Annotated in this window: 24 protein-coding genes and 1 other annotated feature; of the genes, 6 read left to right on the top strand and 18 right to left on the bottom strand. The window is 56.4% G+C overall.

Features of this window, described 5'->3' with window-relative positions; all coding sequences use genetic code 11:
• Positions 1 to 10 precede the first annotated feature (10 nt).
• On the bottom strand, positions 11 to 598 hold the full coding sequence (gene mog, locus ABLU67_RS11255) for a molybdopterin adenylyltransferase (RefSeq protein ID WP_004098459.1): 588 nt from the start codon (positions 596 to 598) through the stop codon (positions 11 to 13).
• A gap of 99 nt (positions 599 to 697) precedes the next feature.
• Positions 698 to 1,651 carry a transaldolase gene (tal, locus tag ABLU67_RS11250; RefSeq protein WP_004098458.1) on the bottom strand — a complete coding sequence of 318 codons (954 nt, stop codon included), beginning with the start codon at positions 1,649 to 1,651 and terminating at the stop codon, positions 698 to 700.
• A 203-nt stretch (positions 1,652 to 1,854) separates the two neighbouring features.
• Here tal and ABLU67_RS11245 point away from each other — a divergent pair, with 203 nt between their 5' ends.
• Positions 1,855 to 3,285 (top strand): sodium:alanine symporter family protein, encoded by a 1,431-nt coding sequence (locus ABLU67_RS11245; protein ID WP_025106858.1) that lies wholly within the window; start codon positions 1,855 to 1,857, stop codon positions 3,283 to 3,285.
• A 77-nt stretch (positions 3,286 to 3,362) separates the two neighbouring features.
• Positions 3,363 to 4,136 (top strand): peroxide stress protein YaaA, encoded by a 774-nt coding sequence (gene yaaA, locus ABLU67_RS11240; protein WP_004098454.1) that lies wholly within the window; start codon positions 3,363 to 3,365, stop codon positions 4,134 to 4,136.
• Positions 4,137 to 4,187: 51 nt separating this feature from the next.
• On the opposite strand, the gene thrC is transcribed toward yaaA, so the two are convergent.
• From thrC to yjjY, 6 genes are all read right to left on the bottom strand, one after another.
• Positions 4,188 to 5,468 carry a threonine synthase gene (gene thrC / locus ABLU67_RS11235; protein ID WP_064358100.1) on the bottom strand — a complete coding sequence of 427 codons (1,281 nt, stop codon included), beginning with the start codon at positions 5,466 to 5,468 and terminating at the stop codon, positions 4,188 to 4,190.
• Between the two features lie 3 nt (positions 5,469 to 5,471).
• Complete coding sequence (gene thrB / locus ABLU67_RS11230; protein WP_004128739.1) at positions 5,472 to 6,401, bottom strand: homoserine kinase; 930 nt, start codon at positions 6,399 to 6,401, stop codon at positions 5,472 to 5,474.
• Between the two features lies 1 nt (position 6,402).
• A complete protein-coding gene (gene thrA / locus ABLU67_RS11225) occupies positions 6,403 to 8,865 on the bottom strand; it encodes a bifunctional aspartate kinase/homoserine dehydrogenase I (protein ID WP_014227847.1) in 2,463 nt (820 codons plus the stop codon).
• Between the two features lie 25 nt (positions 8,866 to 8,890).
• Positions 8,891 to 9,008 (bottom strand) — a sequence feature (Thr leader region).
• On the bottom strand, positions 8,947 to 9,015 hold the full coding sequence (gene thrL, locus ABLU67_RS11220; protein ID WP_004222578.1) for a thr operon leader peptide: 69 nt from the start codon (positions 9,013 to 9,015) through the stop codon (positions 8,947 to 8,949). Its footprint overlaps the feature before it by 62 nt.
• Positions 9,016 to 9,227: 212 nt before the next feature.
• Positions 9,228 to 9,914, bottom strand: a complete 687-nt coding sequence (locus ABLU67_RS11215; protein ID WP_057173150.1) for a tRNA/rRNA methyltransferase — start codon at positions 9,912 to 9,914, stop codon at positions 9,228 to 9,230.
• A gap of 398 nt (positions 9,915 to 10,312) precedes the next feature.
• On the bottom strand, positions 10,313 to 10,453 hold the full coding sequence (gene yjjY, locus ABLU67_RS11210; RefSeq protein WP_001541509.1) for a protein YjjY: 141 nt from the start codon (positions 10,451 to 10,453) through the stop codon (positions 10,313 to 10,315).
• Between the two features lie 95 nt (positions 10,454 to 10,548).
• On the opposite strand from yjjY, the gene arcA reads away from it, so the two are divergent.
• A complete protein-coding gene (gene arcA, locus ABLU67_RS11205) occupies positions 10,549 to 11,265 on the top strand; it encodes a two-component system response regulator ArcA (protein ID WP_002887843.1) in 717 nt (238 codons plus the stop codon).
• Positions 11,266 to 11,319: 54 nt separating this feature from the next.
• Here arcA and creD read toward each other — a convergent pair whose 3' ends face one another.
• Genes creD through creA form a run of 4 tightly spaced genes read right to left on the bottom strand, consistent with a single transcriptional unit; the run spans position 11,320 to position 15,335 of the window.
• A complete protein-coding gene (creD, locus tag ABLU67_RS11200; protein WP_348852298.1) occupies positions 11,320 to 12,678 on the bottom strand; it encodes a cell envelope integrity protein CreD in 1,359 nt (452 codons plus the stop codon).
• A 57-nt stretch (positions 12,679 to 12,735) separates the two neighbouring features.
• Positions 12,736 to 14,160, bottom strand: coding sequence for a two-component system sensor histidine kinase CreC (gene creC / locus ABLU67_RS11195; protein WP_154920107.1), 1,425 nt, complete (start codon positions 14,158 to 14,160; stop codon positions 12,736 to 12,738).
• The gene (creB, locus tag ABLU67_RS11190) at positions 14,160 to 14,849 is read right to left on the bottom strand and encodes a two-component system response regulator CreB (RefSeq protein WP_004098427.1); all 690 of its coding nucleotides are present in this window, start codon (positions 14,847 to 14,849) and stop codon (positions 14,160 to 14,162) included. Before creB ends, creC begins: the two co-directional genes overlap by 1 nt.
• A 12-nt stretch (positions 14,850 to 14,861) precedes the next feature.
• Positions 14,862 to 15,335, bottom strand: a complete 474-nt coding sequence (gene creA, locus ABLU67_RS11185) for a protein CreA (protein ID WP_004098425.1) — start codon at positions 15,333 to 15,335, stop codon at positions 14,862 to 14,864.
• 209 nt (positions 15,336 to 15,544) lie between these two features.
• Here creA and robA point away from each other — a divergent pair, with 209 nt between their 5' ends.
• Positions 15,545 to 16,414: an MDR efflux pump AcrAB transcriptional activator RobA gene (robA, locus tag ABLU67_RS11180; RefSeq protein ID WP_014227841.1), complete on the top strand. Its 870-nt coding sequence runs from the start codon at positions 15,545 to 15,547 to the stop codon at positions 16,412 to 16,414.
• On the opposite strand, the gene gpmB is transcribed toward robA, so the two are convergent.
• The gene (gpmB, locus tag ABLU67_RS11175) at positions 16,411 to 17,058 is read right to left on the bottom strand and encodes a 2,3-diphosphoglycerate-dependent phosphoglycerate mutase GpmB (protein WP_014227840.1); all 648 of its coding nucleotides are present in this window, start codon (positions 17,056 to 17,058) and stop codon (positions 16,411 to 16,413) included. The genes robA and gpmB overlap by 4 nt on opposite strands.
• Positions 17,059 to 17,172: 114 nt before the next feature.
• On the opposite strand from gpmB, the gene yjjX reads away from it, so the two are divergent.
• Positions 17,173 to 17,688: an inosine/xanthosine triphosphatase gene (gene yjjX, locus ABLU67_RS11170; RefSeq protein WP_025106863.1), complete on the top strand. Its 516-nt coding sequence runs from the start codon at positions 17,173 to 17,175 to the stop codon at positions 17,686 to 17,688.
• Here the strand turns inward: yjjX and trpR are convergent.
• Together trpR and sltY are read right to left on the bottom strand one after the other, a co-directional pair.
• Positions 17,675 to 18,007 (bottom strand): trp operon repressor, encoded by a 333-nt coding sequence (gene trpR / locus ABLU67_RS11165; RefSeq protein WP_004098417.1) that lies wholly within the window; start codon positions 18,005 to 18,007, stop codon positions 17,675 to 17,677. The genes yjjX and trpR overlap by 14 nt on opposite strands.
• A 117-nt stretch (positions 18,008 to 18,124) precedes the next feature.
• Complete coding sequence (gene sltY / locus ABLU67_RS11160) at positions 18,125 to 20,062, bottom strand: murein transglycosylase (RefSeq protein WP_057173130.1); 1,938 nt, start codon at positions 20,060 to 20,062, stop codon at positions 18,125 to 18,127.
• A 273-nt stretch (positions 20,063 to 20,335) separates the two neighbouring features.
• Between sltY and ettA the strand changes: the two genes are divergently transcribed.
• Positions 20,336 to 22,003, top strand: coding sequence for an energy-dependent translational throttle protein EttA (gene ettA, locus ABLU67_RS11155; RefSeq protein WP_014227837.1), 1,668 nt, complete (start codon positions 20,336 to 20,338; stop codon positions 22,001 to 22,003).
• A 108-nt stretch (positions 22,004 to 22,111) separates the two neighbouring features.
• On the opposite strand, the gene nadR is transcribed toward ettA, so the two are convergent.
• From nadR to serB, 3 genes are read right to left on the bottom strand one after another with little or no spacing between them, the layout of a single operon-like run.
• Entirely contained in the window at positions 22,112 to 23,344 is a 1,233-nt protein-coding gene (nadR, locus tag ABLU67_RS11150; protein ID WP_004098414.1) for a multifunctional transcriptional regulator/nicotinamide-nucleotide adenylyltransferase/ribosylnicotinamide kinase NadR, read from the bottom strand.
• Positions 23,345 to 23,365: 21 nt separating this feature from the next.
• On the bottom strand, positions 23,366 to 24,748 hold the full coding sequence (gene radA / locus ABLU67_RS11145) for a DNA repair protein RadA (protein WP_004098408.1): 1,383 nt from the start codon (positions 24,746 to 24,748) through the stop codon (positions 23,366 to 23,368).
• Positions 24,749 to 24,757: 9 nt separating this feature from the next.
• A complete protein-coding gene (serB, locus tag ABLU67_RS11140) occupies positions 24,758 to 25,729 on the bottom strand; it encodes a phosphoserine phosphatase (RefSeq protein WP_014227836.1) in 972 nt (323 codons plus the stop codon).
• Between the last annotated feature and the right edge of the window lie 17 nt (positions 25,730 to 25,746).

Genomic DNA, 25,746 nt, shown 5'->3' with positions numbered 1-25,746 from the left:
TACGGTAAATTCAGGATAATGTTTCACGCCTGGCGCTTTTAGGACGGAAAGCTGCTACTACTTCGCCGTTTGTTTCCACATAAGGCCCCTCAAGCAGCTGTACACAATACGGTACACTCGCGAAAACGCCGTGCACCAGCACGTTACCTTCCGCATCTTTCACGCCTTCCAGCGTTTCCTCAATCGCCTTTGGCTGCCCGGGCAGGTTAAGGATCAGCGCCTGCTTGCGGATAACGCCAACCTGACGAGAAAGAATGGCCGTCGGCACAAAGTGCAGGCTCACCTGGCGCATTTGCTCACCAAAGCCGGGCATCACCCGATCGGCAATCGCCAGCGTCGCATCCGGGGTGACATCACGGCGGGCCGGGCCCGTGCCGCCTGTAGTCAGGACCAGATGGCAGCCCATTTCATCGACCAGTTCACAGAGGGTTTGCTCGATAATAACCTGTTCATCCGGGATCAAGCGGGTTTGCAATTCGAAAGGCGTGGAGAGCGCACGGGCCAGCCACGCTTCAAGCGCTGGAATGCCTTTATCCTGATAGACGCCGCTGGAGGCGCGATCGGAAATGGAAACTAAGCCGATTCGTAAGGTGTTCATGATTATTCCGTTCAAACAGTATTAATAGACAGAATAATACACCGAGGGGAGCAAGGCAGACAGTTTAATGTGGCCGACGGACGCCGGCCACATGGGGGATTACAGCAGATCGCCGATCATTTTTTCCAGTTTTTCCTGGTCGATCGCAAACTTGCGGATGCCTTCCGCCAGTTTATCTACCGCCATCGGATCCTGGTTGTGCTGCCACAGGAATTCAGATTCGGTGATACGCGCCGGACGCGCTTTAACTTCGCCGCTGAAGGCCAGTTTGCGTTCGATGGCGCCTTCGCTTTCCGCCAGCTCTTTCAGCAGCGCAGGAGCGATAGTCAGACGGTCACAGCCGGCCAGTTCGAGGATCTCGCCGAGGTTACGGAAGCTTGCGCCCATAACCACCGTTTCGTAACCGTGCTGTTTGTAGTATTCGTAGATTTCGCTTACGGACACCACGCCCGGATCTTCTGCCGGCGCGTACTCTTTCTTATCGGTGTTGGCTTTGTACCAGTCGAGGATACGGCCAACGAACGGAGAAATCAGGAATACGCCCGCTTCTGCACAGGCACGCGCCTGAGCGAAGGAGAACAGCAGCGTCAGGTTACAGTTGATGCCTTCTTTTTCCAGCTGCTCAGCGGCGCGAATGCCCTGCCAGGTAGAAGCCAGTTTAATCAGAATGCGATCGTTGCCGATGCCAGCATCGTTGTACAGTTTGATGAGGCGCTTAGCTTTGGCGATAGAAGCCTCGGTGTCATAGGACAGGCGAGCATCAACTTCGGTGGAAATACGGCCAGGGATCAGCTTAAGAATTTCGAGACCAATGTTCACCGCCAGCTTATCGGAAGCATCGATAATCTGCTGCGCGCGGTCGCTGCTCTGGCCGCGAGCCCAGGCAACGGCGTCATCAATCAGCTTACGGTACTCAGGGATCTGAGCCGCGCCGAGAATCAAAGAAGGGTTAGTCGTGGCGTCCTGAGGCTGATACAGCTTCATTGCCGCGATATCTCCGGTATCAGCTACGACAGTGGTGTACTGACGCAGAGAAGTCAATTTATCCGTCATGATAGTGTTTCTCTTAAACAGCAGTTAAGGGGATGTAACCGGTCTGCCAAGATGATAACACGCTGCCGGGGCAGCGCAACCGCCTACAATGCATGAGCGCAGAGTGTGATAAACTGGGCCAATTAATTCCCTGAACACTAAAGGATTGTCACTGGATTGGTAGCGCTTACACTCGCGCACCGATATGGGCAAGAGGATGCTTGATGCCTGATTTTCTGTCGTTTATCAATGAAATACTCTGGGGCTCGGTAATGATTTATCTGTTACTGGGCGCTGGAGTTTGGTTTACCTGGCGAACAAAATATATTCAGTTCCGTTATATCCGCCAGTTTAGCAGAAGTCTGAAAAAGAGCCTTCAGCCGCAGCCCGGCGGGTTAACCTCTTTTCAGGCGCTCTGTATGAGCCTTGCGGCGCGCGTGGGCAGCGGCAATATGGCAGGCGTGGCGCTGGCCATCGCCGCAGGTGGCCCCGGCGCCGTTTTCTGGATGTGGGTCTCGGCGCTGCTCGGCATGGCCAGCAGTTTCGCCGAATGTTCCCTCGCGCAGCTTTATAAAGAGCGCGACTCCCGCGGGCACTTTCGCGGTGGCCCGGCCTGGTATATGGCCCGGGGACTCGGCATGCGCTGGATGGGCGTGCTGTTTTCCGTTCTTCTCCTGCTGGCCTACGGCGTCATCTTCAATACCGTACAAGCCAACTCCGTTGCCCATGCCATGGAGTATGCGTTTCGTTTACCCGATGTTATCACCGGCGGCGTGCTGGCGGCGCTGACCCTGCTGGTCATCGTTCGTGGGATTCGCGGCGTAGCGCGGCTGATGCAGTGGCTCGTGCCGCTTATGGCTTTACTGTGGGTGCTGACCAGCCTGATTATCGGCCTGTGGCATATCACCGCCCTGCCGACGATTTTTGAAATCATTTTCCGCTGCGCTTTCGGCTGGCAAGAGGCCGCTGCGGGCGCGGTGGGCTACACCATCAGCCAGGCGCTCACCAGCGGCTTTCAGCGCGGGATGTTTTCCAATGAAGCGGGTATGGGTTCGACGCCAAATTCCGCCGCCGCTGCCGCCTCCTGGCCCCCTCATCCCGCGGCGCAGGGGATCGTACAAATGATTGGCGTCTTTATTGATACCATCGTGATCTGTACCGCCAGCGCCGTGATCATCATGCTGGCGCCGCGAGACGGCAACGAAGAAGCGGCAAGCGGCATTCAGGCCATCCAGCATTCGATGAGCAACCTCGTCGGCGACTGGGGTTCCAGCTTTGTCGCTTTTATCGTACTGCTGTTCGCCTTCAGTTCGATCGTCGCAAACTATATCTATGCCGAAAATAATCTCATTTTTCTCCGCATGGATAGCCTGCGTAACATCTGGCTGCTGCGTCTGCTCACGCTGTGTATGGTCGTCACCGGCGCGATGGTCAGCCTACCGGTGGTCTGGCAGATGGCGGATATCATCATGGCGCTGATGGCGATAACTAACCTGACGGCTATCCTGCTGCTGTCGCCGACGGTGCGCATCATTGCCAGCGATTATCTGCGACAGCGGAAGCTGGGCCAGCGGCCGGAATTTGACGTCACCCGTTACCCTGAAATTCATCAGCAGCTGGTACCGGGAACATGGGACAACCTGCCGCGCGAATAGCGCGGCAATCGCAGCTATCGATCCTCTCATGACGTTTTTTTGCTAAAGTCGTCAAAAATTTCCTGTAAGGACTGGATATGCTCATTCTGATTTCACCTGCAAAAACGCTCGATTATCAAAGCCCGCTGGCAACGACGCGTTATACCCAGCCAGAGCTACTGGAACACTCTCAGGAGCTTATCGGCATTGCCCGTCAGCTGTCGGCACCGCAGATTGGTAAACTGATGGGCATCAGCGACAAGCTGGCTGACCTGAACGCGACCCGCTTTCACGACTGGCAGCCAGATTTCACCCCGGACAACGCCCGTCAGGCAATCCTGGCGTTTAAGGGCGATGTCTATACCGGCCTGCGGGCAGAGACCTTTAGCGAAGCCGATTTCGATTTTGCCCAGCAGCATCTGCGGATGCTTTCCGGCCTGTACGGCGTTCTGCGCCCGCTGGATCTGATGCAGCCCTATCGTCTGGAGATGGGGATTAAGCTTGAGAACGCGAAAGGCAAAGATCTGTATCAGTATTGGGGAGACGTTATTACCGATAAGCTGAATCAGGCGTTGAAAGCCCAGGGCGACGATATCGTGGTAAATCTGGCCTCTGATGAGTACTTCAGGTCGGTGAAACCCAAACGGCTTGAGGGCCAGCTGATTAAGCCGGTATTCCTTGATGAGAAAAACGGCAAGTTTAAAGTGATCAGCTTCTACGCTAAAAAAGCGCGCGGCTTGATGAGTCGTTACATTATTGAGAATCGCTTAACGAAGCCGGAGCAGCTGACCCGCTTTGATAGCGAAGGTTATTTCTTTGACGCCGACGCTTCGGGTAACGGAGAGCTGGTCTTTAAACGCCACGAGCAGTAAAAAACCGCTTCCCTGCCGCCAATCACGCAGCAGGGAAGCGCTGATTCAGACTTAGCCCATCATCAGCTTACGCAGCGCGGCAAAATCGGCCGGCAGATTATGCGACAGCAGCGGCAGATCGGCGCGATCGGCCAGCTCTTTCGGCAGCGGCAGCGTCTCTTGCAGAATCTCTTCCACGCTCTCTTTAAACTTCGCCGGATGCGCCGTGCCGAGGAACAGGCCGTACTCACCCGCCTGCAGCTGGTCGCGCAGCGCGCGATAAGCAATCGCCGCATGCGGTTCTGAGGTGTAGCCGATAGCCTTCAGCTCACGCATGGTCTCTTTGGTGGTTTCATCATCCACCGCCGCGTAGCCGAGCTCGTTCAGGCGCCAGGTTTTACGACGGAACAGCTCTTCCACGCGCGGCCAGTTGTTCGGCTGGCTGACGTCCATGGCGTTAGACAGCGTGGCCTGGGTTGCTTTCGGCGACCAGTTACCGTCCTGCAGGAAGCGCGGCACGGTGTCGTTGGCGTTAGTCGCCGCAATAAAGCGTTTGATTGGCAGACCCAGAGATTTGGCCAGCAGGCCGGCGGTCAGATCGCCAAAGTTACCGCTGGGTACCGAGATAACCAGCTGGTTACGGGCTTCCTGAGGCAGCTGAGCCACGGCTTCAAAGTAGTAGCAAATCTGCGCCAGCAGGCGGCTGATATTGATTGAGTTAGCCGAGTTAAGACCCAGCGCAGCTTTCAGCTCTTCATCATCAAAGGCCTGTTTAACCAGCGCCTGGCAGGCGTCAAAGTCGCCGTCGATAGCCACAGTTTCAATGTTACCGCCGAGAGTGCAGAACAGCTTTTCCTGCAGCGGGCTGATTTTGCCGCGCGGATAGAGAATGACCACTTTGACGTTTGGCAGGCCATAAAACGCGTGCGCAACCGCCGCGCCGGTGTCGCCGGAGGTGGCCGTCAGAATAGTGACCGGTTTGTCGCCTGCGATATGGGTGAGCATCTGCGCCATAAAGCGGCCGCCGAAGTCTTTAAACGCCAGAGTCGGGCCGTGGAACAGTTCGAGGCAGCCGACGTCGTCCTGCACTTTGCTGACCGGCGCCGGGAAGGTAAAGGCATTGCCGATGCGCTCTTGCAGAACGCCCTGCGGGATCTCATCGCCGATAAATGCCGACAGGATTTTTGCGCTACGCGACACAAAGTCCTGCTGCAGCATCTCGTCGATTTCAGTCAGGCTGAATTCCGGCAGATCGTGCGGGAAGAACAGCCCCTGATGCTTGCCAAGCCCCTGCGTGACGGCCTGCGCAAAGCTGACCTGTTCGTTATGATCTTTTAAATTATAGAGTTTCATTGGTTATCCCACTACTCGAGCGCCCGCCGTGTCCAGCCGGCAAATATGAACGAAGCCTTCCTGATTTTGCAGATAGTGCGTAGCCAGCCAGTCGGCGACGCGCTGCGCGGTTTCCGGTTTATCGCATAGTGCAAACAACGTTGGACCGGAACCGGAAATGCCGCACGCCTGCGCGCCAATTTCCATTGCTGCCTGACGCGCTTCGCTGAAGCCCGGCAGTAGTTTGGTACGATACGGTTCGGCAATCACATCTTTCATCAATTTCGCCGCCAGCTGAGGCTGGCGGGAATAGCAGGCGTGAATAAAGCCCGCCAGATGACGACCGTGGGCAATACAGTCCTGACGGCGATACTGCGCCGGCAAAATTGCCCGCGCTTCCGCGGTGGAGACCTTAATACCCGGATAGGCCAGCACCCACAGCCACTCGTCGAAGGCCGGAATCTGCTGGCTGATGATGCCGTTTTCCTCAAGCATCAATTGTATCCCGCCCAGATAGCACGGCGCGACGTTATCGTAATGGATACTGCCGGAAATCCGCCCTTCCATCTCGCCCATCAGCGCCAGCATTCGGCTCTCATTGAGCGGCTTGCCGCAGAACTCGTTCATCGCGACCAGCGCGGCGACGACGGAACAGGCGCTGGAACCCAGGCCGGAACCAATCGGCATGTTTTTTTCCAGGGTCATCGCCACCGGTACCTTCTTGCCAATCTCCTGGCAAAAACGCTCCCAGCATTGATAGACGATATTTTCCTGCGGCGCCGTCGGTAGTTTACTGGCGAAGCGACCCACGTTTTGCAGGCTAAAGCTTGTCGCCGCCTCAACCGAGACATTGTCCCCCAGCAGCGTGCCGTCAACCGGCGTTACCGCCGCGCCCAGCACGTCAAACCCGACGCTCATATTAGCACTGGAAGCCGGGGCATATACTTTGACCATCTTAAACTCCTAACTTCCATGACAGGGTACGCAGCAGGTCAGCGAAAACGCCAGCTGCCGTCACATCGTTACCCGCACCATAACCGCGCAGCACCAGCGGCAGCGGCTGGTAATAGTGGCTGTAGAACGCCAGCGCATTCTCGCCGTTTTTCACTTTAAACAGCGGATCGTTGCCATCAACCGCGGCGATTTTCACGCGGCAGGTGCCATCCTCTTCGATATTACCGACATAGCGCAAGACCTTACCTTCATCGCGCGCTTTTGAGACCCGCGAGGCAAACTCGTCATCCAGAGAAGGCAGGCGTGCCATAAAGCTGTCGACATCGCCGCTGGCGTCAAAACCCGCCGGTAGCGCCGGCTCTACGATAATGTCAGACAGCTCCAGTTCGCGCCCGGTTTCACGCGCGAGGATTAGCAGCTTACGCGCAACATCCACGCCGGAAAGATCGTCGCGCGGATCCGGTTCGGTATAGCCCATTTCACGCGCCAGCTTCGTCGCCGCAGAGAAGCTTACGCCTTCGTCCAGCTTACCGAAGATAAATGACAGCGAGCCGGACAGAATACCGGAGAAGCGCAGCAGCTCATCGCCGGCGTTCAGCAGATTTTGCAGGTTTTCGATTACCGGCAGCCCCGCGCCGACGTTGGTATCGTATAAAAACTTACGTCGTGAGCTGCTCGCGGCATGACGCAGCTGATGATAGTAATCCAGCGATGAGGTATTGGCCTTTTTGTTCGGCGTTACCACGTGGAAACCTTCGCGCAGGAAATCGGCGTACTGATCGGCCACCGCCTGGCTGGAGGTACAGTCGACAATCACCGGGTTCAGCAGATGGTACTCTTTCACCAGACGAATAAGTCGCCCCAGGTTGAACGCCTCTTTGGCTTCCGCCAGCTCATCGCGCCAGTGTTCAAGGTTCAGGCCGTGTACGTTGGTCAGCAAGGCGCGCGAGTTAGCCACCCCGCAAACGCGGAGGTCGATATGTTTACTCTTCAACCAGCTCTGCTGGCGCTTGATCTGTTCGATCAACGCGCCGCCGACGCCGCCGATGCCAATGACAAACACTTCAATCACCTGATCGGTATTGAACAGCATCTGGTGGGTCACGCGAACGCCGGTGGTCGCATCATCGTTGCTCACGACAACGGAAATAGAGCGCTCGGAAGAACCCTGGGCAATCGCCACAATGTTGATATTGGCGCGCGCCAGCGCAGCGAAGAATTTAGCGGAAATCCCGCGCAGGGTACGCATACCATCGCCGACAACCGAAATAATCGCCAGGCGTTCCATGATCGACAGCGGCTCAAGCAGCCCCTCTTTCAGCTCCAGATAAAATTCATCTTCCATTACCCGCTTCGCCCGAGCGCAATCGCTCTGCGGCACGCAGAAGCTGATGCTGTATTCGGAAGAGGACTGGGTGATAAGAACAACGGAGATTCCCGCGCGGGACATAGTGGCGAACACGCGCGCCGCCATGCCAACCATCCCCTTCATCCCCGGCCCGGAGACGTTGAACATCGCCATATTGTTGAGATTAGAGATACCTTTCACCGGCAGATCGTCTTCATCGCTGCTGCCGCCGATAAGCGTACCCGGCGCCTGCGGATTACCGGTATTTTTGATTAAACAGGGGATCTGGAACTGGGCGATGGGGGCGATAGTACGCGGGTGCAAAACTTTGGCGCCGAAGTAGGAGAGCTCCATCGCTTCCTGATAGGACATCGACTTCAGCAAACGCGCATCCGGCACCTGACGCGGGTCGCAGGTATAAACGCCGTCAACGTCGGTCCAGATTTCACAGCAGTCGGCGCGCAGGCAGGCGGCCAGCACCGCCGCGGAGTAGTCAGAGCCGTTACGGCCCAGCACCACCAGTTCGCCCTTTTCGTTACCGGCGGTGAAGCCCGCCATCAGCACCATATGGTCAGCCGGGATTTGGCTGGCGGCAATGCGGCGGGTCGACTCGGCGATATCCACGGTGGATTCGAGGTAATGGCCAACGGCAAGCAGTTTTTCAACCGGATTAATCACCGTGACGTTATGACCGCGCGCTTCCAGTAAGCCGGCCATAATAGCGATGGAGAGCTTTTCTCCCCGGCAGATCAGAGACGCATTGACGCTATCCGGGCACTGTCCAAGCAGGCTAATACCGTGCAGGACGTGTTTGATTTGCGCAAACTCCTGCTCGACAAACATTTTCAACTGAGCGTGCGGAAAGCCCGGCTGGGCATCGGCGAGGCCTTGCAGAAGTTCGGCGAAAATGCGTTCGGCATCAGCGATATTGGTCAGCGCATCCTGCCCGCCAATGGTTTTTTCGATCATCGCAACCAGATGGTTAGTGATCTTCGCCGGGGCAGACAGTACGGTCGCTACCTGCCCCTGCCTGGCATTACTCTCCAGAATATCGGCAACACGCAGAAAACGTTCTGCATTTGCCACTGATGTACCGCCGAACTTCAACACACGCATGGTTATGACCCCTTGATTTTTTATCGAAAAAAAAGCCCGCACTGTTCAGGTGCGGGCTTTTTTCTGTGTTTCCTGTACGCGTCAGCCCGCACCGTTACCTGTGGTAATAGTGGTGGTGATAATCGTGGTGATCATGCCGATGCGATTCATGGATGTTGTGTACTCTGTAATTTTTATCTGTCTGTGTCCTGTGCCTATATTGGTTAAAGTATCTGTCGACTTAAGTCAACGAATTTCTACTTTTAGCCCTTTTTTTCACACCTGGCCAATACGCCATAGCAACCTGACAATTCATCCGTATTTACGCATCCAGACGCAAATAATTAGCACATAAGACCATATGAAAATAATATGACAGCATTTTACCCTGGGAGGTTTTTTTCAATATCGTGCAGTAAACGATGCAGCATGGCGGTGTCTCGCTGCTGCAAAAGTCCTATCCGCTGCTCCAGCCAGTCGGACAGTTTTACATCGTCACCCGCGCCGAGGCGGTTAAGCAGATCGCGCGTTCGCAGGCGTAACGCCTGCAGCTGATTATCATCTGCGTCGGCGGAGGTTGACGGGGCCTGCTGCAGCAATGAGGTCAGCTGGTAGCAATAGACCATCACCGACTGCCCCAGGTTTAGCGAAGGATAGTCAGCCGCCATCGGCACACCGGTCAACACATCGGCAAGGGCCAGCTCTTCATTCGTCAGACCAGAATCTTCCCGACCAAACACCAGCGCGGCATGATGCATCCACTGCGCTTTTTCTTCCAGCAGCGGCAGGAGCTGCTGCGGCGTCGCATAGTAGTGGAAACGCGCCCGGCTGCGGGCGGTCGTGGCCACGGTAAAATCAACATCGTGCAGCGCCTGCTCCAGCGTGGCATAAGTTTTGATATTATCGAGGATATCGCCAGAACCGTGCGCGACCCAGCGCGCGGCGGGCTGCAAATGCGCCTCGCTATCGACGATACGCATGTCGCTAAACCCCATGGTTTTCATCGCTCTGGCTGCCGCCCCGACGTTTTCCGCCCGAGCCGGGGACACTAATACAATTGATAAACGCATTCGGTTTCTCTTTTACCTTTTAGGCGGTGGGAATAACGATTTTTTCCCTCATTTTACGCGCCGTGAATTTACAAATTTGCAACAAAAATCACTAAATTTGAGCTTTATCACCCATAAAAAAAACTAAACTATTCCCAAGGCACCATGACACAGAGTATGTTAACAGAATGGCTTTATCCGTATGTTTGGCAATGAAATTTACGTCCGAGTACGTTTTGAGGCTTTGGATTCACCGCGTTTATTATTTTCTCATTGCAACTAATTGAGCGAAGTATGAATTGTGAAGATGAATCCCGTTTAGATGCAATGATTTCACAAGACTGTTAACGTGCTACAATTGAACTTGATATATGTCAACGAAGCGTAGTTTTATTGGGTGTCATGCCTCACTTAGCCTGTTATGTTGCTGTTAAAATGGTTAGGATGACAGCCGTTTTTGACACCGTCGGGTCCAGAGGGAAAGTACCCACGACCAAGCTAATGATGTTGTTGACGTTGATGGAAAGTGCATCAAGAACGCAATTACGTACTTTAGTCATGTTACGCCGGGCATGTTAATTTGCGACATGCACCAGGCAGGTCAGGGACTTTGGTACTTCCTGTTTCGATTTAGTTGGCAATTTAGGTAGCAAACATGCAGACCCCGCACATTCTTATCGTTGAAGACGAGTTGGTAACACGCAACACGTTAAAAAGTATTTTCGAAGCAGAAGGTTATGATGTATTCGAAGCGACCGATGGCGCGGAAATGCATCAGATCCTGTCTGAAAATGATATCAACCTGGTGATCATGGATATCAACCTGCCGGGTAAAAATGGTCTCCTGCTAGCACGCGAACTGCGTGAGCAGGCGGACGTCGCGCTGATGTTCCTCACCGGCCGCGATAACGAAGTGGATAAAATCCTTGGCCTCGAAATTGGCGCCGATGATTATATCACTAAACCGTTCAACCCACGTGAACTGACGATCCGCGCGCGCAACCTGCTCTCCCGTACCATGAACCTGGGTACCGTGAGCGAAGAGCGCCGTAGCGTGGAAAGCTATAAGTTCAACGGCTGGGAGCTGGATATCAATAGCCGCTCGCTGGTAAGCCCCAATGGTGAGCAGTACAAGCTGCCGCGCAGTGAATTCCGCGCCATGCTGCACTTCTGCGAAAATCCGGGCAAAATCCAGTCGCGTGCGGAACTGCTGAAGAAAATGACCGGCCGTGAGCTGAAGCCGCACGACCGTACCGTGGACGTGACCATCCGTCGCATTCGTAAGCATTTTGAATCCACTCCGGACACCCCGGAAATTATCGCCACCATCCATGGCGAGGGGTACCGCTTCTGTGGCGACCTGCAGGAATAACACCGTTTTTCTTGCTGTCATAACGTAAAAACGGCGCAATTCGCGCCGTTTTTTTTATTTCCAGATCCTGAGCTTATCGTCATCCTGACCAGCGTCCGGCAGCTCACCTTTTGCCTTCGGCAGAGATAACGCGTACCAGTCAACGTGGCGAGTCAGGAACATCAGCGCACTTAACGCCAGCAGCAATACGCCGGTCCCCAGCAGCAATGCGCTATCTTCCGATCGCAACAGCATCCACATAACGCCGTCCAGCAGCAGTAGCGCGCAGACGAACAGTAAACTGTTACGCCAACCATTCAATACTGCCTGAAGATACACCCCATTGATAAGCGCGCCTAGCAGGCTGGCGGCAATCCACGATGCCGTAAAACCGATATGTTCGGACAGCGCCAGCAGCACCAGATAGAACATGACCAGCGACAGCCCCACCAGCAGATACTGCATGGGGTGCATGCGATACCGCGTTAAGCTTTCAAAAACAAAAAATGCCATAAACGTCAGCGTTATCAACAGAACGGCATATTTTGTCGCCCGATCGGTCAGCTGATATTGATCGGCGGGCGTGGTGACATTCACGTTGAAAGCAGGCAACTGACGCCACTCAATCTGCCGACCCTCAACAAAAAACTTCGCCATATTGTTGGCAAACCAGGTGCTTTGCCACTGGGCGCGATAGCCTGTTGGGCTGACTTCCCGCTTTGCAGGTAAAAAGTCGCCAAGGAACCCCGGGTGCGGCCAATTGCCGGCAAGCTGTAAGGTACTGTTGCGCCCAAGCGGAACCACCGAGAAACTGCCGCTGCCATTCAGATTGAGCGTGAATTCAATATCCAGCGCTTTTTGTTCAGGGAGTAACAGCGGCATCGGCATATGAATGCCCTCCCCGCTGTCGTCGAGACCCGGCCCAGGCTCAACGGGTAGCCTCTCGCCATTGAGCTCTGGTGACTTAATCTCGCCAATACCGCGCGCATCGCTGACGCTGACGACCAGAAACGGTCTGCCCAGCGTAATCGTCTGCTTCCTGAGCGCCTTGATGCGCGAAGGTTCAAAATGCGCTTTGACGCTGAGATTATTGTGCCAGATCTGCCCCTCATAGATACCGATTCTCCGGGATTCAACATCCTGATTACCGGTGACCGCCAGCGTCTCCGGCAGCCAGTAGTGTACCCATTGGGTTTGATATTCTACCGTTTTAGTTCCCTCAACCCGCGTTAGCGTCTCGGTCACCGGAATGGCAATCATCGGTCCGGCCAGTTTCTGCGATCCGCTGGTGCTGCTCTCCAGCGCGTCAACCACGTCGCTACGATAGTCCGCGCGTTCAACGATCAGCTGCCGGACCAGCATCAGCGGGATCGACAACAGTAAAATGCATCCCAGCAGGGTGCTCATTTTCCAGAATAGTGGTGATTTCAACATAGCCCTCTCCTTAGTGATGCGCTCACCTTAAAGGGGCCGTGTGGGGAGAGTTTGAAGCTATGTGAAGTGAGCGTGAAGTCTCAGCAAAGCGCACGCGCCGCCTTCAGGGCGATTAACCAGCTGGATATCCCCCTGATGCAGGCGCGCGACTTCACGAACAAACGCCAGCCCCAGGCCACTGCTTTTTTGCCCATTTTCACGAGGCAGAGAATAGAAACGTTCAAAAATACGCCCCAGGGCGTAGTCGGGAATGCCGCATCCCGTATCGCATACGGTTAACAGCACGCCGCCATCACGCTCTTCCGCCCCAAGCAGGATTTCCCCTGCGGAAGGCGTGAAATCGATAGCATTATCAACGAGATTACCCAACGCCTGCGCCAGAAGCTCCCGATCGCCTTCAACCATCAGAGGCGTATCCTGCCAGCGCAGCGTCACTTTTTTCGCCGCCAGCGCGATCTCGCGCTCCTCGGCCAGGCGATGAAATAGCTCAGCGACGGGGACGGGACGTCGGGCGATCTCCAGCCGGTTCTCCAGCCGGGCCTGCTGGAGCAAATTTTCCACCAGCGACTGCATTCGCGCGTTCTGCGCCAGAATATTACGCGTAAAACGGGCGGCGACCTCAGGCGGAGGAGCCTCACGGAGAATTTCTGCCGCGCCGCGAATCGCCGCCAGCGGGCTCTTCAGCTCATGGGTCAGCGCATAAATATAGTTTTCAATGGCGTTTTTACCTTCAAGCTTAAGGCGCATACTCTCCAGCGCCTGCGCCAGCTTACGCAGTTCGCTGCCGCCCAGATTCGGCAGCGGAACCGGACGATCGGCGGTCACGGAGTCCGCGTAGCGAACCAGCTTGCCGATGGAAAAGTTAATCCACCATACCATCGCAGCGCCTATCAGGAGCGCGATCCCCAGCAGCGCCCCGCCGGCCCACAGAATACGCCGCTCGCTGCGTTTAATGACCGGCGCCATGGCCAGATTGGGTTTCCCGACGCTTAGCACGCCAATGATTCGGCCGCTGTCAGTCACCGGCGCGGCAATATACATCACCGAGCTGTTATCATCGTTCGGATCGCTGCGCGTGCTGCGCGCGCCGTATTGCCCGCGTAAAGTGAGCCAGACATCGTTCCAGCGCGAGTAGTCTTGCCCCAGCGCACTGCCCGCAGAATCAAACACCACCTTGCCCTGCGCATCGGTCATATAGACGTGATATTCATTGCGAACTTTATTAATGCCGGCAATGTTGGCGTTGATCGGCTGGCGATGCAGCGTTTGAAAAGCCTGGGCCAGGCGCCCGTGCTGGGGATCGGCGGAGAGTAAATCCTCGCGGGCCAGCTCGGCAAGCAGGGTAGCCGTATCAATCAGCGTCCCTTCGGTTGCCCGCCGGACCCCGGGTTTAATCTCCTGAACGAAGATGGAAAGCACAAACCAGGCCGCGATCGCCACAATCAAAAAGTAGCCCATCAGCAGCCGCATACCGATGCGCATCAGAAGCCTCCAAGGCTGTATCCCATGCCGCGGTGCGTATTGATGGGGGAGATGTCAGGGTTCACTTCTCGCAGCTTAGCGCGCAGCGTTTTGATATGAGTATCCACGGTACGATCGAAGCTCTCGTTCGCATCGCCCCATACCTGCTCCATCAGCAGCTGGCGGGAAAAAATGCGCCCCGGAGAGTGCAGTAACGTTTTTAATAATAAAAACTCATAGCGGGTCAGATTCAGGCTCTGACCGCACCAGGTGACCCGAGCCGCGGCGTCGTTCAATGTGAACTCCCCCACGCGCAAGAGCGGTGGAGGGGCGGCGAACTTCTGCAGCCGCCGCAGAACGGTGCGAACTCTGGCGCAAACTTCACGAGGGGAAAATGGCTTGGCAATATAGTCATCAGCGCCGATTTCCAGGCCAAGCAGCTTATCCACCTCTTCACTGCGGGCCGTCAGGAACAGCACCGGCAGCGCCGGGTAGCGGGCAAGCAGCCGCCGACAGAGCTCAAACCCGCTGATATCCGGCAGCCCGACGTCGAGAATCGCCAGGTCGGGTTGGTGGTGATGTGCCGCATCGAGCGCCGGCAGCCCGCGCTCGAACGCCGTAACGATAAATCCTTCCTGCTGCAGCTGGTAGACGAGCGTATCGGCGATGCTCATCTCATCTTCCACCAACCAGATCCGCGGTTGTTGCATCGGCGTTCCCTGTTATTTATTCCATGGCATAATCGGCACCGCGCTAATCGCGTTCTTCGGCGAGCCATCGACGATTTTATCCGAATAGGTCAGATAGACCAGCGCATTGCGTTTGGCATCGTAAAAGCGCACCACCTGCAGCTTTTTAAATACCAGCGAGGTGCGTTTCTGGAACACGACATCGCCCTGCGTTTTACCGTTTTTGATTTTATCCGTCAGCTCAATCGGCCCCACCTGCTGACAGGAGATCGCGGCATCAGAGGTATCTTCCGCCAGCCCTAACCCGCCTTTAATTCCCCCGGTTTTCGCCCGGCTGATGTAGCACGTCACGTTTTGTACATCCGGGTCGTCAAAGGCCTCTACGACAATTTTATGATCCGGCCCAAGGAACTTAAACACGGTATCCACAGAGCCAATTTGCTCCGCCTGCGCCATCTGAGACCCCGCCAGTAAAAGCATACCTGCCACTAACTTCTTGTATTTCATATTGTTACCATTCTTAAAAATTTAGCTGAGTGATTATCACACATTAAGCAGAAAAGTTTTATAGATCACAGCTTTACAAAATTACCACCGATACTTCTGGAAGAATCGCATTTAAAAGCAAAAAAAACACTGAATGCTAAAACATCAAAAAATGCTATTATCCGCTACCTTTAGTATCAGGCACCTGAGTTTAAGGATGGGGATATTTTATGGATCAAGCAGGGATTATTCGCGATCTCCTTAGCTGGCTGGAAGGTCACCTGGATCAGCCACTCTCACTGGACAATGTGGCAGCGAAGGCGGGCTATTCCAAGTGGCATCTGCAAAGAATGTTCAAGGACGTGACCGGCCATGCCATTGGTGCCTATATTCGCGCCCGTCGCTTATCTAAGTCAGCGGTTGCCCTACGCCTGACCGCGCGTCCGATTCTCGATATTGCGCTGCAGTATCGCTTTGACTCGCAGCAGACTTTTACTCGCGCATTTAAAAAACAGTTCTCGTTGACGCCGGCCCTTTACCGACGCTCCCCCGACTGGAGCTCTTACGGTATGCGTCCTCCGCTGCGTCTGGGCGAGTTCACCATGCCGCAGTACGAATTCGTCACGCTGAACACCACTCAGCTGGTCGGCGTGACCCAGAGCTATACCTGCAAGCTGGAAGAGATCTCCGATTTCCGTAATCAGATGCGCGTGCAGTTCTGGCGTGAATTCCTCGCCAATACGCCGTCGATTCCTCCGACGCTGTACGGCCTGCATGAGCCGCGTCCGAGCCTCGATAAAGACGATGAGCAGGAGGTGTTTTACACCACCGCGCTGACGCCGGAGCTGGCTAACGGCCATCTGCACAACGCCCACCCGGTGACGCTGGAAGGCGGCGAATACGTGATGTTTACCTACGAAGGATTGGGCACCGGGCTACAGGAATTTATTCTGACGGTTTACGGCACCTGCATGCCGATGCTCAATCTCACTCGTCGTAAGGGCCTGGATATCGAACGTTTCTTCCCGGAAGATGAAAACCGGAATCAGGAACCGCCTATTCAGCTGCGCTGCGAATACCTGATTCCGATTCGTCGTTAACGCTGTAGCTCATCCATCGCGGGGGCATCAAGATGCGAGACATCCCCCGCGGTTTCCACGACCCATCCCGACGCCAGCCAGGGGCTTTGCTGATAGTCAACGCGAGAGATAGAGCAGTTGCGCAGACGCAGGCGACGCTCCGCATAGGCGGGCAAGCCAAGAATCGTACTCACCAGACACCCCAGCGCCATGCCGTGGCTCACCAGCAGCGGCCGGCTACCTGCGGGCAGCTCCAGACAAGAGGTCAACGCCGCGTGCATACGGTCGCTCAGCTCCTGCATTGACTCTCCCTGCGGGATGCGCCCGTCGGGCGTACCGTTAACCAGCTGTCGACGCCAGCCCTCTTCTTCTTCGCTCAGCGAGTCGATATGGCGCTTTTCCAGCACGCCCATATCCAACTCACGCAAGCGTGAATCGGTCATGACGCTGCATCCGCAGGCTTCAGCGATGATTTCTGCGGTACGCCGCGTCCGGCCTAAATCGCTGGCGATAATATGCGTAATCCCCAGCGTTCTGGCGCGCTCGCCTACCTGCCAGGCCTGACGCTCACCGTGGGCGGTAAGCGGACTGTCGGACTGGCCCTGAATACGTCGCTCGGCGTTCCACTGCGTTTCACCGTGGCGAACAAGGTATACCTGTAACATGCTTTATTATCCGTTATGAGCTCTTAACCATTAAGCTACAAGCATAGCCGCCTGCAACAAGAATGATTTGGAGTATACTGCGATGATGTTTAGTATTTCTGAGTTGTTTTGATTATGCACCATGTTGTCTCAGCTACCACTAATCCCGCCAAAATTCAGGCAATTCTGCAGGCTTTTAACGAGATCTTCGGCGAAGGATCCTGCCACATTGAGTCCGTCTCCGTCGAGAGCGGCGTGCCGGAACAGCCTTTTGGCAGCGACGAAACGCGCGCTGGCGCACGAAACCGCGTGGCTAACGCGCGTCGCGCGCAGCCCAATGCTGACTTCTGGGTCGCTATTGAAGCCGGCATCGATGAGGGCAGCACCTTTAGCTGGGTGACGATCGAGGACGGCAGCCTGCGCGGCGAAGCGCGCTCGGCGACCCTGCCGCTGCCGCAGGTCATTCTTGAAAAAGTCCAGGCAGGAGAAGCGCTGGGGCCGGTGATGTCTCAGTATACCGGCATCAATGAAATTGGCCGTAAAGAGGGCGCTATCGGCGTATTTACGGCCGGAAAACTGACGCGCAGCAGCGTTTATCATCAGGCCGTCGTGCTGGCGCTAAGCCCGTTTCATAACGCTATTTATCGTTAACGTTAATCAACGCCTGCTCCAGCCACAGACGCAGCTCCGGCGGGGCTGACTTCAGGCTGTTCGAACCGCGGGTAATGGTGGCGATCCCGGCGCCGAGCTCGTTTTTCAGCTCGCGCTGGCTCATCTCGCCGCGCAGCAGCTCTTCAATAATACGCACCCGCGTGCCCAGCGCCTCGCGCTCGTCGGGCGTCAGCATGAGCTGTAAAAGCGGCAGATGGAGATCGTCGGCGTACGCCTGCTGCAGGAGGGCAACAAATCGCAGCCACTCCTGATGACGCTGTTCGGCCACCGCCGCTGAATAGGGGGATTGTTGGGTCATGTTACGCCACCTGTCGAATGTACTCACTAACGAGTACAAAGCATAACATACTTCTGTCCGGACTCTACGGATTTCGGGCAACATCGCGAAATACGATGTTGCCCGACGACGGCGATATTAATAGCGCAGCTTCCACTCCGCATCGCTCAGCAGCGTCTCTTTCTGGTCCATAAAATAGCGATAGTAGGCGTCATAGGACAAAACGTTTTTCACGTAGCCGCGCGTTTCAGAGAAAGGAATGCTCTCAATAAACGCCACCGCGTCAATGCGTCCACCGCTGCTGCCCCGCCAGGTGCGCACCCGCCCGGGACCGGCGTTATAGGCGGCGGAGGCGAAGATACGGTTATTGCCAAACTGCTGATAAACATACTGCAGATAGCTGGTACCAATGTTGATGTTCATTTCCGGATCGAGCAGCTGCGATGGACCGCTATAGCCGGGAATACTGAACATGCTCACCGTATGCGTTGCCGTCCCCGGCATAATCTGCATCAGACCGCGGGCGCCAACCGGTGAACCGGCTTTCGGGTTCCAGGCGCTCTCCTGACGCGCAATGGCCATCGCGTAGCTTTGCGGAATATCTTTACCGCTGATATAGCGGGTAAAGAGGTCGTTATAGGCCAGCGGGAAACGCTCTTCCAGCTGATCCCACAATTTGCCGGCGATGGTGGCCTGGACGCTGAGATCCCACCAGTTCTGATTAAACGCGTAACGAGCCAGCTGCGCCTGCTGGTCTTTGGTCTTGCTGGTGACCAGATTGGCCCACTCGCTGCGGGCGGTGTTATCCATATTCCAGTACATCAGTTCGCGCACCCGCGCCATTTCCGGCCCCGAGGTCAGCGCCGGATCGAGGTTCGCTGGCGCTTTATCGATGCGGAACCTGTACTCCTCGCCAAGGCGCTGCGCGGCGACCATCGGATAGAAGCCGCGCTGCTGCATCAGCGAGCGGAGAATATCTTTCGCTTCGTCATCGCGCCCGCGCTCCAGCAGCAGATCGGCCTGCCAGTAGCGCCATTCGTCCTTCTCTTTCGCTTCCATCGGCAAGCGCGCCAGCCAGGTGTTCAGGCCCCGGCGGTCCCCAAGGCCCAGCGCCATACGAACCCGGCGCTCCACCAGCGAGGTGGATTGCGAACGCATGATGGCATCGTCGCGCCAGATGGCCTGCTCTTCGGTCACGTCGCTGCCCATCAGGCGCCAGGCGACGATGTCCCGCAGCTCCTGAATCTGATCTTCATTGAGCTGCTGCGCCTGCGCTAATGAGGGGATCATCAGGCGCGCATTTTCCACATCCTGCCGCGCAACGCTGGCAAACGCGACCGCCGCCATCTGGCGGGTAAAATCCGTCGCGCCGGTTGTCCGGGCGAACGTCATCACGCTATTGGGATCGTTAGCCAGCGCGATGACCGCCGTCGAAATCGTTTGATAATCGGCAGGCATCTGCTGGGCCAGGACCCGCACCAGGCTGGTATTGCCCGCTTTCATCGCCAGGCGAATGCGTTCAAGGTAGGCCAGCGGATCCTGCTGGCCGGAGGCGCGCCAGGCGCCAAACAGCTGATCACAGGCGTTTGGCTGACTTTTGCCGCTCAGCCACAGCGCTTTGGCGCCGTCCCAGGCCTCCTGAGCCTGGCCGACGTTCCACTTCGCATAGTAGTAATTGCACTGCGCCTCGGTGCCGGTCGGCTTATCCGGACTGAAGGCCAGCAGGCCGCGCCAGTCGCTACGGCGCGCCAGTTCATTGACGAACCGTGATTTCAGCGAGCGCGCGGGAGGCAGCGTCGGGTTGGCGGCGATAAAGTTGGTCACCACCAGCGCCGGCTGGTTCATCAGATCGTCGGTAATCTGCCGGTACTGGAGATAAGGATAGAGCGGATAGGTCGTCAGGGTGGGCATCAGCTGATTGACGACGTCCATTTGTCGACTGTCCCACGCCTGTTTAATTTGAGCATAGCGGCTGCGCTGTTCATCCAGTGAATCCGCATGCGCCAGTTGGCTTAACGTCAGCAGACTTACGCCGGCGGCCAGAAGACGCCACGTCACAGTTTTGGCTTTTTCCACAAGCTCTTCCTCTATTCAGATACACCACAGCAGCATCATGCCGCGGGCAAAAATTTCAGGTATTACGTAGATATGCTAATCAGACAACGCGAATCGCGCCACGTCCCGGACATTTTTTTACGCTTTTGTGAATCCCATCGCCTCGCTGGGATTAAAGCGCGAAAAAGGCTACACTTCGCCTTTGAAAACTATTCACTACCCTACTCAAAATCATTCTGGCTGCATCAAGCGAGCCTGAGGGATGAAGAGTATATAAAAGAGGCGAAGTCCAACGTGGCTCAATTCGTTTATACCATGCATCGTGTCGGCAAAGTGGTTCCGCCGAAACGTCATATTCTGAAAAATATCTCCCTGAGCTTTTTCCCTGGCGCAAAAATCGGCGTTCTCGGTCTGAACGGCGCCGGTAAGTCTACCCTGCTGCGCATCATGGCCGGCATCGATACCGATATCGAAGGCGAAGCCCGTCCGCAGCCGGGCCTGAAAATCGGCTATCTGCCGCAGGAGCCGCAGCTCAATCCGGAGCAGACCGTACGTGAGTCGGTTGAAGAAGCGGTGGCCGAAGTGGTCAACGCCCTGAAAGGTCTGGATGAGGTGTACGCCAAATACGCGGAGCCGGATGCCGACTTCGACAAGCTCGCCGCTCAGCAGGGCAAGTTCGAAGAGATTATCCAGGCGCACGATGGCCATAACCTGAACGTCCAGCTTGAGCGCGCGGCGGATGCCCTGCGTCTGCCGGACTGGGACGCGAAAATCGCCAACCTGTCCGGCGGTGAGCGCCGCCGCGTCGCGCTGTGCCGCCTGCTGCTGGAAAAACCAGACATGCTGCTGCTCGACGAACCGACTAACCACCTGGATGCAGAGTCCGTCGCGTGGCTGGAACGCTTCCTGCACGATTTCGAAGGCACCGTCGTGGCGATTACCCACGACCGCTACTTCCTCGATAACGTCGCCGGCTGGATCCTTGAGCTTGACCGCGGCGAAGGTATTCCGTGGGAAGGCAACTACTCCTCCTGGCTGGAGCAGAAAGATCAGCGTCTGGCGCAGGAAGCTTCTCAGGAAGCGGCACGCCGTAAGTCAATCGAGAAAGAGCTGGAGTGGGTCCGTCAGGGCGCGAAAGGCCGTCAGTCTAAGGGCAAAGCCCGTCTGGCGCGCTTTGAAGAGCTTAACAACGTCGAGTACCAGAAGCGTAACGAGACTAACGAACTGTTTATTCCGCCAGGCGCACGTCTGGGCGATAAAGTGGTTGAAGTCAGCAACCTGCGTAAGTCCTACGGCGACCGTCTGCTGATTGACGACCTGAGCTTCTCGGTACCGAAAGGCGCTATCGTCGGCATCATCGGCCCGAACGGCGCGGGTAAATCCACCCTGTTCCGCATGATGTCCGGTCAGGAACAGCCTGATGCCGGTTCAATCACCCTGGGTGAAACCGTCAAGCTGGCCTCCGTCGATCAGTTCCGCGACGCGATGGACAACAGCAAAACCGTATGGGAAGAAGTTTCCGGCGGGCTGGATATCATGAAGATTGGCAACACCGAGATGCCGAGCCGCGCCTACGTGGGCCGCTTTAACTTCAAAGGCGTTGACCAGGGCAAGCGCGTTGGCGAGCTGTCCGGCGGTGAGCGCGGTCGTCTGCACCTGGCGAAGCTGCTGCAGGTGGGCGGTAACGTCCTGCTGCTCGATGAGCCCACCAACGACCTGGATATCGAAACCCTGCGCGCGCTGGAAAACGCCCTGCTGGAGTTCCCGGGCTGCGCGATGGTTATCTCGCACGACCGCTGGTTCCTCGACCGCATCGCGACCCACATTCTGGACTACCAGGATGAAGGTAAGGTGGAATTCTTCGAAGGTAACTTTACCGAATACGAAGAGTACAAGAAACGCACCCTCGGCGCCGATGCGCTGGAGCCGAAGCGTATTAAGTACAAACGTATCGCGAAGTAAAAGCAAAAGGGCAACGCAGGTTGCCCTTTTTCGTGTTTGCCCCCTCTCCCGCCGGGAAAGGGCTGTAGCCAGGCGCAGGCATTCATGCGGCATCAGGCCGCAGAAGGCCTATCCCTGCTCGCCCATCATCTCTTTCACCAGCTCCACGCAGCGCAGGAAGCGGGCATCGTAGTCGGCCTCTTTCACATGCACAAAATCTATCTCGTTTTCCTTGAGCAACGACACCAGCAGCGTCTGAAACTCTTTGCGGTCCACCGAGCTGCCAAGGCTACGCAAACCATCGGCCACCCACGGCGTGTTGTTTTCCAGCAGAATGACCAGGTCAAAACGATACTCGTCGATCAGCGCCTGCACAAAGGGGTGTTCCCGCCCTTCGTACTTGAGACAGAACGCCTGGGTGCTGACAAAGTCCGTGTCGATGAACGCCACCTTGTTGGCATACTTCACAGCGAAATCAATATATTGCGCGTGGCCGAGGGCAATCTTGTCGTAGTCGGAATATTGCAGCGCCATCTCATCGCCGCCGAGGTGCGAAAAGACGTAGTCGCGGCCATACTCCCAGGCGCTGGTGGTATTAAAGATATTGGATAGCTTATTCACCAGCGTCGACTTACCGCTCGATTCACCGCCCAGGATCGCCACCGTGCGCACGAAAAACGGCTTCACTTCGGTAGGAATATATTCCCAATAGCGGAACGGGTTTTCACGAATCTGCCCGCCGCTGATGTTCATAAAGGTGCGTTTAGGATCGATGAGTACGGTTTCAATTCCCAGATGATCCAGATACTGCGGCGCGTCGCCCTCTTCCGAGGTGTAGATCCAGTTAGGCTCAATGCCCTTCTCGTTCATAAAGGCGCGGATCCCGCGGCTCCAGACGTCCCAGCCGTGCGGATAAGGTTCCATCCCCTCTTCATTGAAGGCGTGGATGCGGATATTTTTCTGGTACTTGAAGGTCTGCAGCAGCCAGCGCAGGCGATCGGGCACGGTCGGCTGCTGCGACATCGCGCTCTTTTCAAACAGCTCGCGGTCGCGGGGATCGTCGTAGCCCATAATGATGTGCAGCTCATCGACCTGGCTACAGGCGCGCTGAATCAAATAGATGTGTCCGGTATGCAGCGGGTAAAACTTACCAAATACCACGCCAACGCTTTTTTGCCGACGCGGAAACTCCAGCCCGAGAAACCGGTGCAGCGCTTCCAGCTTCTGCGCGCTGGGGCTTTTAATTTTCGCGTTCAGCAGCTGGCTCAGATAGCCTTTTGTCATCCCGCTGGCGTCAGCTACCTGCTGTAGCGTACACCCCTTCTGCTTTATGGCGCTTTTTAAATAGTCAAATGACGACATAGCGAGTCTCCTTTTAACTTATTATAAGTCGTCAAAGACGCTAAGTGCGTCCGCAAGCTTTTTCACGCCAAAGATTTGCATCCCTTCCGGCACTTTTTTCGGCACATTGGCTGCCGGAACAATTGCCCGACGAAAACCATGCTTAGCCGCTTCTGAAATACGCTCCTGGCCGCTCGGCACCGGGCGGATCTCGCCTGCCAGACCCACCTCGCCGAAAACCACCAGGTCCTGGGGCAGCGGACGGTCGCGCAGGCTGGAAACCATCGCCAGCAGCAGCGCCAGATCGGCGCTGGTTTCGGTGACCTTCACGCCACCAACCACGTTGACGAAGACGTCCTGGTCGGCCATCTGCAGACCGCCGTGACGATGCAGAACCGCCAGCAGGATCGCCAGACGGTTCTGCTCCAGCCCCACCGCCACGCGGCGCGGGTTGGACATCATCGAGTGATCGACCAGCGCCTGGATCTCCACCAGCAGCGGTCGCGTGCCTTCCCAGACCACCATCACCGAACTGCCGGAAGTCACTTCGTCACCGCGGCTCAGAAAGATAGCCGAGGGGTTGCTCACTTCACGTAGCCCCTGCTCGGTCATGGCGAATACGCCCAGCTCGTTGACCGCGCCGAAGCGGTTTTTATGGCTGCGCAGGGTGCGGAAACGAGAATCGGCGTCGCCGTCGAGCAGCACGGAGCAGTCGATACAGTGCTCCAGCACTTTCGGCCCGGCCAGCGAGCCGTCTTTGGTCACGTGGCCGACCATGACGATAGCCACGCCGCGCGTCTTGGCAAAGCGCGTTAAATAGGCCGCCGTTTCGCGCACCTGGGCCACGCTGCCCGGCGATGACTGCACGTCGGCCATATGCATCACCTGGATGGAGTCGATAACCATCAGCTGCGGCTTTTCTTCATCGGCAATCTGGCAAATCTGCTCAATGCTGGTTTCTGACAGCATATTGAGGTTAGCCGTCGGCAGGCCTAAACGGTGAGCGCGCATCGCCACCTGCTGAAGCGACTCTTCCCCGGTGACGTAGAGCGTTTTCATACCTTCGGCGAGCTTACACAGGGTTTGCAGCAGCAGCGTCGACTTACCCGCGCCGGGGTTGCCGCCGATCAGAATCGCGCTCCCCGGCACCACGCCGCCGCCGAGCACGCGGTCAAACTCTTTAAAGCCGGTCGAAAAGCGCGGCAGCGCTTCGAGGCTGATATCGGAGAGCTTCTGCACTTTCGATACGCCGGCATTACCGGCATATCCTGACAGACGTTCGTTTCTTGCCACCTGGGGCGAAGCGGCAATGCGCATCTCGGTTATGGTATTCCAGGCATGACAGGCGCTGCACTGCCCCTGCCAGCGCGGATAATCCGCACCGCATTCATTACAGACAAATGCGCGTTTTGGAGCTTTCGCCACGTTAACCTCTTACTTTTGATTCATGCTGCCGGAGAGAATACAGAATACCCCCATCAGGTCAGCGTGGCGGATTGTCACTTCCGCCAGTTCATTAACTTTGGGCTTAGCATGATAGGCGATGCCGAGCCCTGCCGCTTTAATCATCGGCAGATCGTTTGCGCCATCGCCAATGGCGACGGTTTGCGCCGGCGGGATCTCATACTTTTCCGCCAGTTTACGCAGCGTATTGGCTTTATATTTCGCATCGACGATATCGCCGATAACGTTGCCGGTCAGCTTACCGTCCATGATCTCCAGTTCGTTGGCGACCACCGCGTCGAGATGCAGCTTGTCGCGCAGATACTCGGCAAAGAAGGTGAAGCCGCCGGAGGCGATCGCCACTTTCCAGCCGAGCGTTTCCAGCTTCAGCACCAGCTGGGTCAGGCCCGGCATCAGCGGCAGCGTTTCCCGCACCTGCAGCAGAATATTGGCATCGGCATCTTTCAGCGTCGCCACCCGCTGGCGCAGGCTGGCGGTAAAATCAAGTTCGCCGCGCATCGCGCGCTCGGTCACTTCAGAGACCAGCTCGCCGGTACCGGCCAGTTTGGCGATTTCATCAATGCACTCAATCTGAATCGCCGTCGAGTCCATATCCATGACCAGCAGCCCCGGCGTACGTAAATGCGGGATTTTACCCAGCGGCGCAACGTCAAAACCGGCCTCATGGGCCAGACGGGTCGCTCGTAGCGTCAAAGAACCAGCCAGCCGAATCACCTGATAGTCGTCGACCGCCCAGGAGGCAACAATCACCAGGGCCGCCCCCAGTTCGCGCTGCCACTCGGTCAGGCGACGCTTGTTAAGACCGCGACCATACAGCAGCCAGCCGCTGCGTCCGGCATGATAATCCAACGGCATGACCTCATCACCGCTCAGGGAAAGCGGCAATCCAGGCCACTGGGAAACATCTTCAGGCAGGTCGCACCAGGTCAAACTGTTTGGCATCACGGCTCCACATAACT

The sequence above is a fragment of the Klebsiella sp. GN_Kp190 genome (assembly GCF_040061795.1).
In the GTDB taxonomy this organism is placed as follows: Bacteria; Pseudomonadota; Gammaproteobacteria; order Enterobacterales; family Enterobacteriaceae; genus Klebsiella; species Klebsiella michiganensis.
The sequence above is the reverse complement of the archived record's forward strand: the minus strand, read 5'-3'. Positions and strand labels throughout refer to the sequence as shown.

Bases quoted from the DNA above. Each gene is read 5' to 3' on its own strand.
- mog (WP_004098459.1), bottom strand. From the start codon at position 598: ATGAACACCTTACGAATCGGCTTAGTTTCCATTTCCGATCGCGCCTCC.
- tal (WP_004098458.1), bottom strand. From the start codon at position 1,651: ATGACGGATAAATTGACTTCTCTGCGTCAGTACACCACTGTCGTAGCT.
- ABLU67_RS11245 (WP_025106858.1), top strand. From the start codon at position 1,855: ATGCCTGATTTTCTGTCGTTTATCAATGAAATACTCTGGGGCTCGGTA.
- yaaA (WP_004098454.1), top strand. From the start codon at position 3,363: ATGCTCATTCTGATTTCACCTGCAAAAACGCTCGATTATCAAAGCCCG.
- thrC (WP_064358100.1), bottom strand. From the start codon at position 5,468: ATGAAACTCTATAATTTAAAAGATCATAACGAACAGGTCAGCTTTGCG.
- thrB (WP_004128739.1), bottom strand. From the start codon at position 6,401: ATGGTCAAAGTATATGCCCCGGCTTCCAGTGCTAATATGAGCGTCGGG.
- thrA (WP_014227847.1), bottom strand. From the start codon at position 8,865: ATGCGTGTGTTGAAGTTCGGCGGTACATCAGTGGCAAATGCAGAACGT.
- ABLU67_RS11215 (WP_057173150.1), bottom strand. From the start codon at position 9,914: ATGCGTTTATCAATTGTATTAGTGTCCCCGGCTCGGGCGGAAAACGTC.
- yjjY (WP_001541509.1), bottom strand. From the start codon at position 10,453: ATGACTAAAGTACGTAATTGCGTTCTTGATGCACTTTCCATCAACGTC.
- arcA (WP_002887843.1), top strand. From the start codon at position 10,549: ATGCAGACCCCGCACATTCTTATCGTTGAAGACGAGTTGGTAACACGC.
- creD (WP_348852298.1), bottom strand. From the start codon at position 12,678: ATGTTGAAATCACCACTATTCTGGAAAATGAGCACCCTGCTGGGATGC.
- creC (WP_154920107.1), bottom strand. From the start codon at position 14,160: ATGCGCATCGGTATGCGGCTGCTGATGGGCTACTTTTTGATTGTGGCG.
- creB (WP_004098427.1), bottom strand. From the start codon at position 14,849: ATGCAACAACCGCGGATCTGGTTGGTGGAAGATGAGATGAGCATCGCC.
- creA (WP_004098425.1), bottom strand. From the start codon at position 15,335: ATGAAATACAAGAAGTTAGTGGCAGGTATGCTTTTACTGGCGGGGTCT.
- robA (WP_014227841.1), top strand. From the start codon at position 15,545: ATGGATCAAGCAGGGATTATTCGCGATCTCCTTAGCTGGCTGGAAGGT.
- gpmB (WP_014227840.1), bottom strand. From the start codon at position 17,058: ATGTTACAGGTATACCTTGTTCGCCACGGTGAAACGCAGTGGAACGCC.
- yjjX (WP_025106863.1), top strand. From the start codon at position 17,173: ATGCACCATGTTGTCTCAGCTACCACTAATCCCGCCAAAATTCAGGCA.
- trpR (WP_004098417.1), bottom strand. From the start codon at position 18,007: ATGACCCAACAATCCCCCTATTCAGCGGCGGTGGCCGAACAGCGTCAT.
- nadR (WP_004098414.1), bottom strand. From the start codon at position 23,344: ATGTCGTCATTTGACTATTTAAAAAGCGCCATAAAGCAGAAGGGGTGT.
- serB (WP_014227836.1), bottom strand. From the start codon at position 25,729: ATGCCAAACAGTTTGACCTGGTGCGACCTGCCTGAAGATGTTTCCCAG.